Genomic DNA, 17044 nt, shown 5'->3' with positions numbered 1-17044 from the left:
GGCGCGTTGGTTCCGCCGTCAGGCGGAGAGCTCGTTGCGGCCCTTACGGCGGCGACCGGACAGGATGGCGCGGCCGGCGCGGGTCCGCATCCGGAGCCGGAACCCGTGGGTGCGGGCCCGCCGGCGGTTGTTCGGCTGGAAGGTGCGCTTGCTCACGTGAGGACTCCGGAGACACAGACGGCGGGACACCGGCGTGGATTGCCGGTCATGACTGACGCCTCGGCTACGGGGCGCGGACCTGGGTCGCCGACCGGCCGGACCCCCTGTGCGGAGGGTGCCTTTCGCCAAATCCCAACATCCGGGAAGCCAGGCCCCATGGCACCGAGGTACGTGATGTCACCGAGGTACATGGGAGCCGACCGTCGCCGTGGTTCTCCCTAGCCTACACACGATGCCACCATCGCCGGGTCCGTCCTGACCGTAGGCCACGGTCCCGTCGCCGCCGGGCAGTCGCGGGGGGATCGCAGGGAGGCCCGAATCCCGCCCCAGGGACCGGGCTGTTAACGTTTGGTGCTCTGTCCGTGCCGCCGTCACCTCCGTCCGCGAACCGCCTGCCCTCCACGAAGCGCGCGGAGGCTGTAGGTGGCAGCACCGTCACCACCCGCTCGTCGGCGCAACGCACTCCGTGGCTTCCCGGCTGTCGTCCAGTTTGTGGCCCTGCCGGCGATGCCACGCCCGATGCGGTGTCATGTCCATGCACAGGTTGTGGACGACGATGTGGAGAACTCTTCTCGGAGGATGCTGTGTGCCGCCGGCAGTGGACGCCGCATCGCCGCCAGGGGCGACGCAGACCCGGGTACGGCCGACCCGGGCGCGGTCGGCCCGGGGAGCGAACCGACCGCGTCGCTGCCGGGATCCACGCCCGCCGATCACCTCGGCGGGGTCGTCCTGCCGACACTTCCGACGATTACCCACACAGGACGGCTACCAGAGACACCACGGGTCACACTGCCAGTCAGAGTCAGTCAGCGACTTCGGCTACCTACGGTCGTGTCATCCCTCCGAACAGCCACGAAGAACCACGAGGAGCCCCGCAGTGACCGACCTCAGCGCCGATTCCGTCGCAGGTCTGCCGTCCCGGGGAGCCACACCGCCGTCAGATCCCGACCTGTCGGCGGTGTGGGAGCAGGCTGTGGCGGGCGTTGCGGACGGTGCGCTGTCGGCACAGCAGCGGGCGTGGCTGAGGCTGACCCGCCCACTCGGCCTGGTGCAGGACACGGCGCTGCTCGCCGCTCCGAACGAGTTCACCAAGGACCTGCTCGACTCGCGGCTGCGGCCGTTCCTGTCCACGGCCCTGTCCAGAGCCTATGGACGCGAGATCCGGGTCGCGGTCACCGTGGAGCACACACCGGACCCCGRGCCGATGACCGGACCACTCATCCGGCCCGCCACCACCGCGGACCTGACCCAGCACCTGATGGGCGGGGGGTCCGGCACCACACTGGACGAGGGTGCCGAGAGCGTCGACGGTGTCCGGGTCGACGGGCCCGCGCCCGGCAGGGTTTCGCCAGGTCTTGGCCGTGATCCGTCCCCGAGGCCGTCCGAACCAGCCCGGCTCAATCCGCGCTATCTGTTCGAGACCTTCGTCATCGGTGACAGCAACCGGTTTCCTCACGCCGCCGCGGTCGCGGTCGCGGAGGCTCCCGCGAAGGCCTACAACCCGCTGTTCATCTACGGTGACTCCGGGCTCGGCAAGACTCACCTGCTGCATGCGATCGGTCACTACACGGTCAAGCTCTACCCGGAGAGCAGGATCAAATATGTGAGCATGGAGGAGTTCACCAACGACTTCATCGCCTCGATCCGCGACGACCGGCAGCTCGCCTTCCAACGTCGTTACCGGGATATCGACGTCCTCCTCGTCGACGACATCCAGTTCCTGGAGAACAAGGAGCGGACGCAGGAGGAGTTCTTCCACACCTTCAACGTCCTGCACGACACCGAGAAGCAGATCGTCATCAGCTCCGACCGCTCGCCCAAGCAGCTGGCGGCACTGGAGGACAGGCTGCGCAGCCGGTTCGAGTGGGGGCTGATCACCGACGTCACCCCGCCCGACCTGGAGACCCGCATCGCGATTCTCTCCAAGAAGGCGGCGACCGAGCGGCTGCCGGTGCCGCCGGACGTCCTCGAGTACATCGCGACCCACATCGAGCGGAACATCCGCGAGCTCGAGGGCGCGCTCATCCGGGTCGCGGCGTTCGCCAGTCTGAACAAGTCGCACGTCGACCGCACGCTGGCCGAGATCGTCCTGCGCGATCTCATCCCCGACGCGGCGAACCCCGAGATCACCGCAGCGGCGATCATGAACGCCACCGCCGCGTACTTCGGGATCTCGATGGATGACCTCTGCGGTACTTCACGCAGCCGGGTGCTGGTCACGGCCCGGCAGATCGCGATGTACCTGTGCCGGGAGCTGACCGACCTGTCACTGCCCAAGATCGGCCAGCACTTCGGCGGGCGCGACCACACCACCGTCATGCACGCGGACCGAAAGATCCGCGGTCTGATGGCCGAACGACGCGCCATCTACAACCAGGTCACCGAGCTGACCAACCGGATCCGCGCGCAGGCTCGGCACGCCTGATCCGCTGTCCGCCGGCCGCGGTGGCACCGTGTCCGCTCCTGCCCTCGTTGGCGGGATCCTGAGGATTTCGGCCGTCCTGGCAGCCACGATCTTCGGATCTTGCTCGGCGTCGGTGGCGCCACCGGCGGCTCGCGGCTCGCGGCTCGCGGCTCGCGGCTCGCGGCTCGAGGCTCGAGGCTCGAGGAGTGGAGGATTTTGGTCGTCCCAACGACCAAAATCCTCCGCTTTTGCCCGGCAGCAACCGTAGCCCGAGGCTCGGGCTACGCCAAAGGCTCTTCAACGACCGAAATCCTGAATTTCTCACCGTCCGACCTCCGCGCTCCAACCATTGGGGTGGGCCGGTCGGCGGACGCCTCGCCACTCAGGCGAACGACCCAATGCGCCTGCACTTCGGACCAATCGCCATCGGGCAGGACCTGGGCCACCGGGATTGATTCCCGGAACCGGATCTCTGGCCCCACGAGGTCGGTTCCTTGAAATGTGACGACCCCGGTCGTCACCGGCTGAACGACTACGGTCGACTCACACGTTCTTCTGCGCATGTCCATACCAACATGTTCGTCTGCACCGCATCCCTCGCAGCCGTCCCTCCGCCCCGGCACGCGGCCTACTCAGGCCATGCACGAACGTCCCTGCCGGGTAGACCAGTCGGCCGATGTCCGGGTTGCTACCAGCTTTTGAGCGCTGCGCGCCCCGGGCGCGCGCTGCGACCGATGCGTCCGGGACGGCGGGCCAGCCGGGTGCTCAGAGACCGCCGCTCGGGATGCGGATGTGGGTGCGCCACGGCCCCGCCGCACCGCCCTCTGCTCCGCCGCGCCTCCACCTGCTCGGGTGCCGTCGCCACCTGCTCGGTTGTCATCGTCCGCGCGCGAGGCATCCACTGGTTACCCAAGTGGAAACAACTCACCAATGAAGTGTTAATTCCCTATATCGGGTGAATCAGATCAGAGGCACCTGAACGGGTCCCTCTCCTGCGATGTCGGGTTCGACCCTGCAGGCACCGTGGTCTTCCCGGGCCGACTCCGCATCGATCGACTCAAGGGACCACTGTGGCCTTTACCCACACCTTGTGGAGAAGGCTGTGGATAAGTAGCAATTCCCGCCTCTGTGCACAGGCCGGGAGCGGCCGTCGGGATGTCCATGGGCGCCAGAAGCCTGGGGACAGTGGCCTCCTAACCTGTGGGTAGCCAGTGGATGAACATGTGTACAGACTGTGTGTAGCTGAGGGACAGCTGTGGAGTCGATCGGGCCCTGGGGATAAGTACCTTGATCATCCACACCTCCACCCCCAGGATGCGCACAGGGCCTCAGGGGCTCTGAGCTGGGAAAACGGCGGTTTTCCACAGTTTCCACAGCCCCTACTACTACGACGAACCAAATTTCTTCCAGGAGAGATCAAAGCTCGAAGCAGTAGGGCCTGGGGATGAACGCCCAGAAGCGATCTTGATGTGGCCCCCGACCTTCAGGGCACGCATGCGCACGCACGACGCGGACGTGGTCGTCACGGAAAGTGCCCGGGTCGAACGAGGTAGCGTCTCGGTGCCGAACCGCAAGTCGGATCTGCCCTGACCCTCGACCGCCGAAACCAGCCACCAGCGCCACCGGGCTGCTCTCACCGATCGAGTGCGCAGGTGGTGACGCGTGATGACGGGATGCGTCCTGGCCGACACCCGTCTTCGGTGCTCGGCCAGGTGTGCCACCCTCGGAACACAGACCGCTCGTCATCCGCCGGTCCGGCTCTGGGATGCTGGATGGGCTCAGGCCCGACACCGTGGTCGTTCGGCACCCGTCTCCGGGTGCGGCGCGATCCGGGCGGCCGGCGCTGGGTGGCTCAACCGGTGATGTCAGGTTCCGCGGCTCGCCGTGGCTACGGCAGGCGTGGAACGACGGGAGGACGTGTCCATGAAGTTCCGCGTGGAACGGGACGAATTCACCGATGCGGTGGCCTGGACGGCGCGAACCCTGCCGAGCCGGGCAACCACCCAGCTGCAGGTGCTTGCCGGCCTGTTGCTCGACGCGACTGGTCCGGCGCTGAAGGTGGCCGCCTTCGACTACGAGGTCGCCGCACAGGGCGAGGTCGACGCCACCGTCACCGAAGAGGGCCGTGGCCTGGTCAACGGCAAGATGCTGGCGGACATCACCCGCTCGCTGCCGGCAGCCCCGGTCGACGTCAGCGTGGATGGGACGAGGCTCGTCGTCGCCTGCGGCAACGCACGGTTCGCGCTGCCGATGCTGCCCGTCGACGACTACCCGACCCTGCCCCCGATGCCGGAGATCACCGGCCACATCGAGGGCGCCGCGTTCGGGAGCGCGGTCGCGCAGGTCGCGGTCGCCGCCGGGCGTGACGACACGCTGCCGGTCCTCACCGGCGTCCGGCTCGAGATCGACGGGGACACGCTCACCCTCGCCGCGACCGACCGGTACCGCCTCGCCGTCCGCACGCTCAAGTGGCGTCCGGCGACGCCGGAGGCGTCCGGCGTCGCGCTGGTTCCGGCTCGTACCCTGCTCGACACCGCGAAGTCGCTGTCCGGCACCGGCGTCGAGGTGGCGATCGCGCTGGGAACCGGTCCGTCGGGGGAGACCCTGGCCGGCTTCGCGGGTAACACCCGCCAGACCACCACCCGGCTGCTCGAGGGAACGTTCCCGCCCTACCGCAAGCTGCTTCCCGACAGCTCACCGCTGATCGCCCAGCTGGAGATCGCGCCGCTGACCGAGGCCGTGAAGCGGGTGGCCCTCGTGGCGCCCCGCACCGCTCCGGTGCAGCTCACGTTCACGCCTGATCACCTCGTACTCGAGGCGGGCACGGGCGGCGAGGCCCAGGCGTCCGAGACGCTGCCGGTGACCTACGACGGGCCTGAGCTCACGGTCGCGTTCAACCCGACGTACCTGCTGGACGCACTCGGCGCGCTGGAGTCCGACATCGTCCGGATCGGTTTCGCCAGCGACGAGGACCCCGCGCTGGYGGCGAACAAGCCCGCGATCCTCACGGGCAAGGGCGGCGACGACCAGACCGAGATCCCCGACTATCGCTACCTGCTGATGCCCATTCGCCTCAACGGGTGACGTGCATCTAACTCACCTGTCCCTGACTGACTTCCGGTCCTACCCACGGCTCGATCTGGTTCTGGAGCCGGGAGTCACGACGTTCGTTGGTTCGAACGGCCAGGGAAAGACGAATCTGATCGAAGCGATCGGATTCGTCGCCACGCTGGGTAGTCATCGGGTGGCGACGGATGCTCCGCTTGTGCGAGAGGGAACCACGCAGGCGGTCGTCCGGTCACGCATCGTGCGCGGTGACCGGGCGGCGTTGGTGGAGATCCAGATCGTGCCGGGGAAGGCGAACCGGGTGCGGCTGAACCGGGCGCCGGTGCCACGGGCTCGTGACGTCGCCGGGCTGCTGGCCACGGTGCTCTTCGCCCCGGAGGACCTCGCCCTGGTGAAGGGCGATCCGGCCGAACGGCGTCGGTTCCTCGACGAACTGCTTGTCGCCCGCTCGCCGCGCATGGCCGCCGTCCAGGCGGACTACGAACGGGTGCTGAAGCAACGGTCCGCGCTGCTGCGAACCGCCGGTGCGGCGCGTCGATCCGGCGGCCGGGGCGATCTGAGGACCCTTGACGTCTGGGACGGTCATCTCGCAGACCACGGCGCGGAGCTGCTTGCGGCCCGTCTCGCGCTGGTCGAGGAGCTCAGGCCACGGGTGCGCAGCGCCTACGCGGCGGTCGCCGGCGAGGACTCGCCCACCGACGTCGACTATCGCTCGACGGTCCCATACCGGGCGATACCCGACCGGACGGCAGCCGCCGGCCACACCGACTCGGGCACCGAGCTCGCTCCGGGTGCTCCCGACGTCTCGTCCGCGCCGACGGATCAGGCGGCCGGGCCGGCTCCGAGCGCAGGGCAGGCCGAAGGCGCCGAAGGCTCGGACGAGACGCGGCCCGGCGGCCGGCCCAGCCGTTCGGATCTGCGGGCCGAGCTGGCCGAAGCCATCCTGACCGGGCTGGCCGCGGTCCGCTCCCAGGAGATCGAACGCGGGGTCACCCTGGTCGGGCCGCATCGCGACGACCTCCTGCTGTCGGTGAAGGGGCGGCCGGCCCGGGGCTACGCGAGCCATGGCGAGTCCTGGTCGCTGGCGCTGGCGCTGCGGCTGGCCTCCTATGACCTGCTCCGAGCCGACGACCGGGAGCCTGTGCTGCTGCTGGACGACGTTTTCGCCGAGCTGGACGTCCGACGACGGGCCCGGCTCGCCGCCCTCGTCGCGCCGGCCGAGCAGGTTCTGGTGACCGCGGCGGTTGAGGCGGACGTCCCCGCCGAGCTGGCCGGGGTGCGGTTCGAGGTGAGCTCCGGGGAGGTGCGTCGTGTCGGCTGACCAGTTCGGTGCGGCAGGGTCGTCATCGCCGCCGCCTTCACCGGCAGAGCCGCCCGCGGGTCCGGCGCCGGCATCGGGTCCGGCCACGGCTTCGGGGGCGGACCCGTCCACCGCGCCGGCTTCGGGGGCGCGGGGCGCCGATCTCGCGCGCGAGATGCTGGCCCGGGCGAAGCGGGACGCCCGCGCGCGTGGCCAGGGTCGCCCGGGCACGTCGTCGGGTCGAGGCGCCGGCACCGGCGCTGGTGCCGATGCGGAGACCGGTGCGGGTGCCGGCGGGCACGACCCCGGTCGGCGGGGGCGGGAAAGTTCTGGTGATCCGCCGCCGCGCCCGCGGCTGCCAGGTATCGCAGCACCTGGTCGCGACTGGCGGACGCCGATGGTGGTCGGTTCGTCGATCGCCCGCCTTGTCGCGGAACGTGGCTGGCAGAGCCGGGCCACGGACGCATCGGTGCTGGCCCGGTGGGATGTCCTCGTCGGCCCGGACATCGCCGCGCACTGCTCGCCGGTCTCGCTGCGTGACGGAGAGCTGGAACTGGTCGCGGAGTCGACGGCCTGGGCCACCCAGCTGCGGATGCTTTCCAGGCAGATTCTCGGGATCCTTCGCAAGGAGCTGGGACCGCACGTCGTCCGCCGGATCACGGTGCGGGGCCCGGCCGCGCCCTCCTGGAATCACGGCGGTATGTCCACCAGCGGTGGGCGCGGCCCGCGGGATACATACGGATGACACCTCATACCCCGCCCGGTCTCTCTCTGTAATCCTGTGCTGTCTCTGTATCCCGCGCACCCCCGGACGTCCCGCCGAATCGGGCCTCGCGGGCCGCGGCAACGAGACCTCCGGTCGGCGAACGGATCAGAGTGACTGTCGCGGTGACCTCGGYGACCGGTCGCAGATGGACGCAAGGCCTCAGGGTGCGTGGAGCTGGTAGGGGGCCACAGCCGACCCGAGTTCGGGGCCCAGCGCACAGCTGAGACGGCACCTTGCGTCCGTTACGACGGGTTGCCGGGTAGACTGAGGAATACTTCCGTCAGAGCGAGGGGACCTGCCGCGTGGCCTACGACGCTAGTTCGATCAAGGTTCTCGAGGGTCTCGACGCAGTACGCAAGCGCCCCGGCATGTACATCGGTTCCACCGGGGAGCGGGGCCTGCACCACCTTGTCTACGAGGTTGTGGACAACGCGGTGGACGAGGCCCTCGCCGGCTACTGCGACACGATCACCGTGACCCTGCTGGCCGACGGCGGCGTACGTGTCACCGACAACGGCCGAGGCATCCCGGTCGGTGAGCACCCCGTCAAGAAGATTCCCACTGTGGAACTCGTGCTGACCACCCTGCACGCCGGAGGAAAGTTCGACGGCCAGGCGTACGCGGTCTCCGGTGGCCTGCACGGTGTGGGTGTCAGCGTCGTGAACGCCCTCTCCACCCGGCTCGACGTCGCCGTCGAGACCGACGGCCACTCCTGGTTCCAGCCCTACGTGGCATCCCGCCCCGCGGCGCCGCTGGCGAAGACCGGAACCTCGAAGAAGACCGGCACGACGATCTCGTTCTGGGCCGACCCGACGATCTTCGAGACCACCACGTACAAGTACGAGACGCTTTACCGGCGCCTGCAGGAGATGGCCTTCCTGAACAAGGGCCTGTCCATCACCCTGCGCGACGAGCGGAGTGCGGCCGCCAAGAACCCGGCGCTGGCCGCGAAGGCCGCTGAGGCCGCCGAGGCGGCGGCCGCGGCAGGTGAGGCCGAGGCATCCGCGGCCGAGACCGGCTCCGTGGAGGCGAGCAGCGCCCAGACCGCGGCGGCGGAGGAGGTGACCGAGCCGGTCGAGGTCACCTTCAAGTACGACAACGGCCTGGTCGACTTCGTCGGTCACCTCAACGCGACCAAGGACGCCGTCCACCGCAGCGTGATCTCGCTGGAGTCCAAGGGCACGGGCATCGAGGCCGAGCTCGCGATGCAGTGGAACTCCGGCTACAACGAGTCGGTCTACACCTTCGCGAACACGATCAACACCCACGAGGGCGGAACCCACGAAGAGGGGTTCCGGGCGGCGCTCACCAGCGCGGTCAACGCCTACGCGAAGGATCAGAACCTCCTGAAGCCGGTCAAGGCCGGCTCCAAGAACACCGACGAGCGGCTCTCCGGCGACGACATCCGGGAGGGCCTCACCGCGATCATCTCGGTGAAGCTCGCGCAGCCCCAGTTCGAGGGCCAGACCAAGACGAAGCTCGGCAACACCGAGGCCAAGAAGTTCGTCCAGGAGATGTGCTACGCGGCGCTCAAGGACTGGTTCGAGGTCAACCGGACCGAGGCCCGCGCCATCGTCAGCAAGGCGCTGGACGCGCAGCGGGCGCGCATCGCCGCGCGGCAGGCCCGCGATCTGACCCGCCGCAAGGGCCTGCTCGGCGGGACCGGCCTGCCCGGCAAGCTCTCGGACTGCCAGTACACCGACCCGGAGCGGTGCGAGCTCTACATCGTCGAGGGTGACTCGGCCGGCGGCTCGGCCAAGGGTGGGCGGGACTCGAAGTTCCAGGCCATCCTGCCGCTGCGTGGCAAGATCCTGAACGTCGAGAAGGCCCGTATCGACCGGGTTCTGAAGAACACCGAGGTCCAGGCGCTCATCCAGGCGCTGGGCACCGGCATCCACGACGACTTCGACATCGCCAAGCTGCGCTACCACAAGATCGTGCTGATGGCGGACGCCGACGTCGACGGCCAGCACATCCGCACCCTGCTGCTCACCCTGCTGTTCCGGTTCATGCGCCCGCTGGTCGAAGCCGGCCATGTCTTCCTGGCGCAGCCCCCGCTCTACAAGATCAAGTGGKGTCGTGAGGACTGGGAGTACGCCTACTCCGACCGCGAGCGTGACGGCCTGCTGGAGCGGGGTACCGAGGCCGGGCGCAAGCTGCCCAAGGACGCGATCCAGCGCTTCAAGGGTCTCGGCGAGATGAACGCCACCGAGCTCTGGGACACCACCATGGACCCGGACCGACGGATCCTGCTCCAGGTGACCCTGGACGACGCCGCCGTCGCCGACGAGCTGTTCTCCGTCCTCATGGGCGAGGACGTCGACGCGCGCCGCAGCTTCATCCAGCGCAACGCGAAGGACGTGCGTTTCCTGGACATCTAGGCCAGTTCGCCGGTGGGGTCCGGGCGCTGGCCGGGCCCGCCGACCCCGTCCGGCGGCTGGTGGCACTGATCCGGCACTGAGCTGGGACTCCCGCACTGAGCTGGACCGATCTGAAACCGATCTGATCCCGGCGGATCCGCGAGTGAGCGGCCCGCGGACGCCAGGGGACGGACCGGGCCACTCCCCGCGGCCCGGCGCCCGGCCCGCACCCGCCGACTCATCGCTCCCACTGCCTGGAAGGACCCCGTGGTCGACGTCCTACCCCCGCCCCCCGGCGACCGCATCGAGCCCATCGGCATCGAAGTCGAGATGCAGCGGTCGTACCTCGACTACGCCATGTCCGTCATCGTCGGCCGTGCCCTGCCGGAGGTGCGTGACGGGCTGAAGCCCGTCCACCGCAGGGTTCTGTACGCCATGTACGACGGCGGTTACCGGCCGGACCGGGGGTACTTCAAGTGCTCCCGCGTCGTCGGTGACGTCATGGGTAACTACCACCCGCACGGTGACTCGGCGATCTACGACACGCTCGTCCGGCTGGCCCAGTCCTGGTCGCTGCGTTACCCGCTGGTCGACGGCAACGGCAACTTCGGTTCGCCGGGCAACGACCCGCCGGCCGCCATGCGGTACACCGAGGCCCGGATGGCCCCGCTGGCCATGGAGATGCTGCGCGACATCGACCAGGAGACGGTCGACTTCGCGCCGAACTACGACGGCCGTTCGCAGGAGCCGCTGGTCCTGCCGAGCCGGTTCCCGAACCTGCTCGTCAACGGCGCCGGCGGCATCGCGGTGGGCATGGCGACGAACATTCCGCCGCACAACCTGGTGGAGGTCTCCAAGGGCGTGCAGTGGGCGCTCGACCACCCGGACGCCACCCCCGAGGAGCTGCTCGAAGCCCTGATCGGCATCATCAAGGGCCCGGACTTCCCGACCTACGGCCTGATCGTCGGCCGCAACGGCATCGAGGACGCCTACCGCACCGGTCGCGGCAGCATCCGGATGCGCGCGGTCGTCAACGTCGAGGAGAACAAGGGCCGCACCCAGCTCGTCGTCACCGAGCTGCCGTACCAGGTCAACCCGGACAACCTCGCCGAGAAGATCGCCGAGCTGGTCCGCGACAACAAGATCACCGGCATCTCGGACGTCCGCGACGAGACGTCCGCGCGCATCGGGCAGCGGCTCGTCATCGACCTCAAGCGCGACGCCGTCGCCAAGGTCGTGCTGAACAACCTCTACAAGCACACCCAGCTGCAGGACACCTTCGGCGTCAACATGCTGGCGATCGTCGACGGCGTGCCCCGCACGCTGCGGCTCGACCAGATCATCTCGTACTACGTCGAGCACCAGATCGAGGTCATCGTCCGGCGGACGCGCTACCAGCTGCGCAAGGCGCGCGAGCGGCTGCACGTCCTCGACGGCCTGCTCATCGCGCTCGACCACCTGGACGAGGTCATCGCCCTCATCCGCAACGCCGAGTCGGCGGACGTCGCCCGCGGCCAGCTCATGGAGCGGTTCTCCCTCTCCGAGATCCAGGCCACCGCGATCCTCGACATGCAGCTGCGCCGCCTGGCCGCCCTGGAGCGGCAGCGGATCATCGACGAGGCCGCGGAGCTGCGGGCGAAGGTCTCCGAGCTCGAGGCCATCCTGGCCTCACCGGCCCGGCAGCGCGAGATCATCGGCCAGGAGCTGGCGGAGATCGTCGAGAAGTACGGCGACGAGCGGCGCACCCGCCTCGTCCCGTTCGAGGGCGACATGTCCGTCGAGGACCTCATCGCCCGCGAGGACGTCGTCGTCACCGTCACCCGTGGCGGCTACGCCAAGCGCACCAAGACCGACCTCTACCGTTCGCAGAAGCGCGGCGGCAAGGGCGTGCAGGGCGCGGCGCTGCGCGAGGACGACATCGTCGAGCACTTCTTCGTCACCACCACCCACCACTGGCTGCTGTTCTTCACGAACAAGGGGCGGGTCTACCGGGCGAAGGCGCACGAGCTGCCCGAGCAGGCCCGCAGCGCCAAGGGGCAGCACGTCGCGAACATCCTCGCGTTCAGCCAGGACGAGCGGATCGCCGAGGTGATGGCGATCCAGGACTACGAGGCCGCCCCCTACCTGGTGCTCGCGACCAAGCGGGGCCTGTGCAAGAAGACGGCRCTGACCGACTTCGACTCCAACCGCGCCGGCGGCCTGGTCGCCATCAACCTGCGCGACGACGACGAGCTGATCGCCGCGCGTCTCGTGGCACCGGGCGACGACCTTCTGCTGGTCAGCCGCAACGCGCAGTCGATCCGGTTCCACGCCGACGACGAGCAGCTCCGCCCGATGGGGCGGGCTACGTCCGGCGTGATCGGCATGCGGTTCGACGACTCGGACGAACTGCTCTCGATGGACGTCGTCGTGCCGGAGACCACCGCGGACCTGCTGGTCGCCACCAGCGGTGGCTACGCGAAGCGGACACCGCTCGCCGAATACCCCGTTCAGGGGCGGGGCGGCAAGGGGGTCCTGACCGCCAAGATCGTATCAACTCGGGGTGGTCTGGTCGGAGCGCTCGTCGTCGCACCGGACGACCAGCTCTACGCCATCACATCCAACGGCGGTGTGTTGCGTACCGTAGCGAAGGATGTCCGTCGGGCACAGCGGCAGACCATGGGCGTACGGCTCATCGACCTGGAGGCCGGTGTGCAGGTCGTCGGTGTGGCGCGCAATGCTGATGCCAACGACAGTGACGGAAGCGGCGAGAATGCGGGGTCGGACGGGCCGGCCACCTGAGTTCGGCGATCCGGCGGCCTGACGGCCACGTCGCGCGTCGTCGGCGCCAGCCAGGACTGCCGACGGGCAGGTCCCACGTGCGACCAGGAGTGGACGGGGAGTATCCGTGAGCGACAGTCAGAGTGACCGGCCAGCCCGGTCGGCCGTCCACCGCGCATCCCCGGGCCGCCAGGAGTCACCCGTGGGTGCCGGCCGGTTGGACGATCCCGACCTGACGCGGCGGCCCGGGGATGCCGCGAGCGCTGCCGCCGCCGACGGCGGCAGCGACGCGCCGAGGCGCTTCTCCCTGCCGGGGACCGGCCGGGGCGAGAGCCGGGCCGATGACGGCCGCCCCGCGGGTGGTGGCCCCTCGGGATCAGCGGCGGGCTCGGGCTCGGCCGCCGGCTCGGGCTCGGCCGCCGGTTCGGGAGGCGCGTCCAGTCCCTTCTTCCAGCGGAACGGGCGCGACTCCAGCTCCTCGAACGACCGGGGCAAGGCGCCGGGGGCTGCCAGGAGCGAGGCGCGTTCCGGCGCCGCCGCAGCGGGAGAGCCCACCAAGGAGGGCAGCTCGTCCGCTGGTTCCGGCTCCGGTACTTCGGGATCCGCGTCGGGTTCCGGTACCTCGGCCGCGAGGAAGCCCGGCGGCACCGACCGTGCCACTCCGGCTCCCCGCGGCAGCGACGCCGACCGCGGCGCCGGGGCGCGGACCACCACCGCCAAGACCACAGTCAAGAGCACAGACAAGACCACATCCAAGACCACGGCCACGGCCGCCACCCGGGACGGCGACCCAGCGGACCCGGGCAGCGGCGACCCCCGCAAGCCCTCCGTGGCCAAGACCCGGACCGGCACCGACACCCGTACCCCCGCCACGGCGGCCGGGCCGAACACCGCCCGAACAGACGGGTCCAGATCCGACACCACCAGAAAGCACGATGCGCAGAGCACCGTCGCGACCCCCGCGGCCCGACCCACATCGGCACTGGACGGGCCGCGGGACACCGACACGATCTCCCTGGTGCGCCCCAACCTGCCCAGGCGCGGAACCGGCAGCACGACCGACCGCGGCGGCGACAGCATGAAGAAGACCGACCGCGCCGCCGTCACCGAGCGGATGCCCGCGGAACGCCGACCCACCCCCGAGCCCGTACGGGCCGGTTCAGGGGCCGGGCGGCCCGCCCCCGCGGCCGACCGCACCGCGCCCTACGACCGCCCTGGCACGCCGCCAGGCGTACAGCCGCCCCCCAGCCGCCTCGGCCCGGGCGCGCTGTCCACCGAGCCGCTGGGCCCCCCTGACGGCCCGATGCAGTCCCGCCCGGGGCCGCTCGGTCCTCCCGGCCCCCAGGCCGGCCCCCGAGGTGCCCAGAGCCCTCCGCAGGGCGGCCGCGACCATGGCGGCTACGAGCCGCTCCGGAGCGACCGGGCGGAACCAGCCGAACGGCGCCCCCCCGCCAGCGGCCGGCGCGCCCGGCTACGCCTGTCCCGGGTCGAACCGCTGTCGGTGACCAAGCTCTCGTTCGCGTTCTCGCTGTGCGTCTTCCTGATCATGATGGTCGCCGTCGCGGTGCTGTGGTTCGTGCTCAACTCGATCGGCGTCTTCGACAGCGTCACCGACGCCGCCGACACGCTCACCAACGGCACCAACGCCGACGTGTCCAACTGGCTGTCCTTCGGCCGCGCCATGCAGATCAGCCTGCTCGTAGGCGCCATCAACGTGGTGCTGATGACCGCGCTCGCGACCCTCGGCGCCCTCCTCTACAACCTCTGCGCCGAGATGATCGGCGGCCTCGAAGTGACCTTGAGCGACCAGTAGAAGATCTCCCAGAATTCGGATGGCGGCAGCCGTCACGCAGCTGTCGCCATCCTGTACTCTCATCAACAGCCAAGGACCTATAGCTCAGTCGGTTAGAGCGCTTCCCTGATAAGGAAGAGGCCGGTGGTTCAAGTCCACCTAGGTCCACGCGATCGGCTTTGCGTGTTCGCCCCCCTGGTGGGGGGCTCCCTGGCTCCCGCGGGATGTTGGTCGGGGGGCCGAGCCCCCCGGGACCCCCCACGGGAACCCCCCGGAGATGGTGGGGGTCTGGGGCTTCGGGGGTTTTCTGGTTCGCAGGGTTTGCCTGGTTGGTCGGCTTTGTGTGTTCGTCCCTCTGCTCGGGGGCTCCCTGGGGCCCGCGGGATGTTGGTCGGGGGGCCGAACCCCCACGGGAATCCTCGAAGATCAGCGGGGGCCTGGGGCTTCGGGGGGTCTTAGCCGGCATTGCCTGGTTGATTGGGTTTGCTTGGTCGGTTCCTCCCGGGTCCTGCGGTGTGGCTTCGGGCGATGGAGCTATTGGTGCCTGGCACGATCTGAGGATTTTGGTCGTTGGGAGCCTGGCGCAGGCTGGCGCCGATCAAGATCGCTGGATGGTGGGCGGGGAGGTCCGCACCCCACGAACGCGGCCGGACCTCCGAGCACCCGGTCGCCCGGTGGCCCGGTGGCCCGGTGTGGTGAGTCGCAAGAGTGAACGATTTTGGTTGCTCCGACGACCGAAATCCTTCTTTCTTGCGGGTTGCCAGGCAACCCGTACCCCTTTTTGCCCGCTTTTGAGATGAATTGTCGGTGCGCCGGGGCGGGGTGGGATCCCCGAAGGGTGGCCGTTCGGGCGAGATCCGGCTGATGTGGGGTGAGCCACCCGGGCGTCCGCCGGGGCCGCCCACGGCGGCGGGGCGGTCGGGTGGTTGTGGGGTTTGGTGGTCTGTGGGGGCCTGGCGGCACCAGAATCGGCCTGGGTGGACGAATCGGTGCTGGGAGGGCTTGTGCGGCTTGCTGGGGGTGGTGGGGGCGCCCGGAAGTACCAGCGGATCGCCGCCTACGTGGTCTGCGTCCAGGATGAGCGGTTGCTGCTGGTCCGGACGGGTCCGAGCGTGGCCGCGGACGCGGCGCGGTGGACGCTGCCAGGGGGTGGGCTGGACCACGGTGAGCAGCCGGAGGCGGGCGCCGTTCGGGAGGTCGAGGAGGAGACCGGCCTCGACGTCGAGATCACCGGTCTGCTCGGCGTCGACTCCATCCGCGAGTTCTGGGCCGACAGGAACACCGACTTCCACGGGCTGCGGATCGTGTACTCGGGCCACGTCGTCGGCGGTGAGCTGCGGTCCGAGGTGGGCGGCACCACCGACCTGGCCGCCTGGATCCCGCTGACGGACGTCGTCGACCTGTACCGGCTCAGTCTTGTGGATATCGCCCTCGGGTTCATCCGCACGGGTACCGCCGGTGGGGTGCGGGGGGCTTAGCGTGGTCTGGTCCTTGTGGTCCTGTGGTTGTCCACGGGTCTGTGCACAGGGCTGTGGATAAAGCTGTGGATGATCCTGTGGATAGGCCGCTATGTGGGTGCCAATCGTGGTGAGTGGTGTCTGGAAGCCGACACGAACGCCACGGGTGGATGGGTGCGAGCCGCGCACCGGTGGGCGAAGTGCCGGCCCGCATCCCATGCATGCGCTTTGCCAGTTCTGGTAAGACGAGCAGGCGGCATCGGCTACGGGGCGGGGAGCCGAGCGGGTCATCCCGCTGGTCGCGGACCCCGGATCCCACCCGGATCCCCCACCTGGGACGAGGAGACGACGACGTGGACGTGGCGTTGCGGCAGGCGGCCGAGGCTGCCAAGGGCTTCATGCCACCCGAGGAAGGACAGGCGCTGCATGCGGCCGCCGCCGAGCTTCCCGGCGGTGGGCTCATCTGCGAGATCGGCACCTACTGCGGCAAGTCCACCCTCTACCTCGCCTCGGCGGCCCGGCTCGTCGGTGCCGTGGTGGTCACCGTCGACCACCACCGCGGCTCGGAGGAGAACCAGGCGGGCTGGGAGTACCACGACACCACGCTCGTCGACGAGCGGAGCGGGCGGATGGACACGCTGCCGACCCTGCGCTCCACGCTGGAGGCCGCCGGCGTCGAGGACGTCGTCACACCCGTCATCGGGCGCTCGGAGATGGTCGGCCGCTGGTGGTCGACGCCGATCGACCTGCTTTTCCTGGACGGCGGGCACACCGAGAAGCAGGCCCAGGCCGACTACGAGGCCTGGGCCCGCCATGTGCGTCCCGGCGGCCGGCTGGTCATCCACGACGTGTTCCCCGACCCGGCGGATGGCGGCCAGGCGCCGTACCACGTGCTGCTCCGCGCCGTCCGGGACGGATTCACCGAGATGTCGCGGACGGGATCCCTGCGGGTACTCCGCCGGCTGTTCTGAGCCGCGTCA

10 protein-coding genes and 1 tRNA gene are annotated in these 17044 nt (G+C 69.6%); 10 read left to right on the top strand and 1 reads right to left on the bottom strand.

Features of this window, described 5'->3' with window-relative positions; translation table 11 throughout:
• Positions 1–18: 18 nt before the first annotated feature.
• Positions 19–156 carry a 50S ribosomal protein L34 gene (gene rpmH, locus CcI49_RS25115; protein ID WP_006538619.1) on the bottom strand — a complete coding sequence of 46 codons (138 nt, stop codon included), beginning with the start codon at positions 154–156 and terminating at the stop codon, positions 19–21.
• An 880-nt stretch (positions 157–1036) separates the two neighbouring features.
• Between rpmH and dnaA the strand changes: the two genes are divergently transcribed.
• The 10 genes from dnaA (at position 1037) to CcI49_RS25065 (ending at position 17035) form a co-directional block, all read left to right on the top strand.
• Positions 1037–2584 (top strand): chromosomal replication initiator protein DnaA, encoded by a 1548-nt coding sequence (gene dnaA / locus CcI49_RS25110; protein WP_076829900.1) that lies wholly within the window; start codon positions 1037–1039, stop codon positions 2582–2584.
• Positions 2585–4486: 1902 nt separating this feature from the next.
• Positions 4487–5647 (top strand): DNA polymerase III subunit beta, encoded by a 1161-nt coding sequence (dnaN, locus tag CcI49_RS25105; RefSeq protein WP_076830208.1) that lies wholly within the window; start codon positions 4487–4489, stop codon positions 5645–5647.
• 1 nt (position 5648) lies between these two features.
• Complete coding sequence (gene recF, locus CcI49_RS25100; RefSeq protein WP_054568843.1) at positions 5649–6950, top strand: DNA replication/repair protein RecF; 1302 nt, start codon at positions 5649–5651, stop codon at positions 6948–6950.
• Positions 6951–7326: 376 nt separating this feature from the next.
• Positions 7327–7674, top strand: coding sequence for a DciA family protein (locus tag CcI49_RS43555; RefSeq protein WP_006538615.1), 348 nt, complete (start codon positions 7327–7329; stop codon positions 7672–7674).
• Between the two features lie 323 nt (positions 7675–7997).
• On the top strand, positions 7998–10076 hold the full coding sequence (gyrB, locus tag CcI49_RS25090) for a DNA topoisomerase (ATP-hydrolyzing) subunit B (protein ID WP_076829897.1): 2079 nt from the start codon (positions 7998–8000) through the stop codon (positions 10074–10076).
• Positions 10077–10322: 246 nt separating this feature from the next.
• On the top strand, positions 10323–12836 hold the full coding sequence (gyrA, locus tag CcI49_RS25085) for a DNA gyrase subunit A (protein WP_054568846.1): 2514 nt from the start codon (positions 10323–10325) through the stop codon (positions 12834–12836).
• A gap of 106 nt (positions 12837–12942) precedes the next feature.
• Positions 12943–14628: a DUF3566 domain-containing protein gene (locus CcI49_RS43550; protein ID WP_241840235.1), complete on the top strand. Its 1686-nt coding sequence runs from the start codon at positions 12943–12945 to the stop codon at positions 14626–14628.
• A 73-nt stretch (positions 14629–14701) separates the two neighbouring features.
• Positions 14702–14775: transfer RNA gene (locus CcI49_RS25075), tRNA-Ile, on the top strand.
• A gap of 821 nt (positions 14776–15596) precedes the next feature.
• On the top strand, positions 15597–16085 hold the full coding sequence (locus CcI49_RS25070) for an NUDIX hydrolase (RefSeq protein WP_241840234.1): 489 nt from the start codon (positions 15597–15599) through the stop codon (positions 16083–16085).
• A 332-nt stretch (positions 16086–16417) separates the two neighbouring features.
• Complete coding sequence (locus CcI49_RS25065) at positions 16418–17035, top strand: class I SAM-dependent methyltransferase (protein WP_054568858.1); 618 nt, start codon at positions 16418–16420, stop codon at positions 17033–17035.
• The last annotated feature ends 9 nt before the right edge of the window (positions 17036–17044 follow it).

The organism is Frankia sp. CcI49 (assembly GCF_001983215.1).
Lineage (GTDB): Bacteria > Actinomycetota > Actinomycetes > Frankiales > Frankiaceae > Parafrankia > Parafrankia irregularis.
The sequence above is the reverse complement of the archived record's forward strand: the minus strand, read 5'-3'. Positions and strand labels throughout refer to the sequence as shown.

Coding starts and splice junctions, on each gene's coding strand:
- CcI49_RS43555 (WP_006538615.1), top strand. CDS start 7,327: ATGGTGGTCGGTTCGTCGATCGCCCGCCTTGTCGCGGAACGTGGCTGG.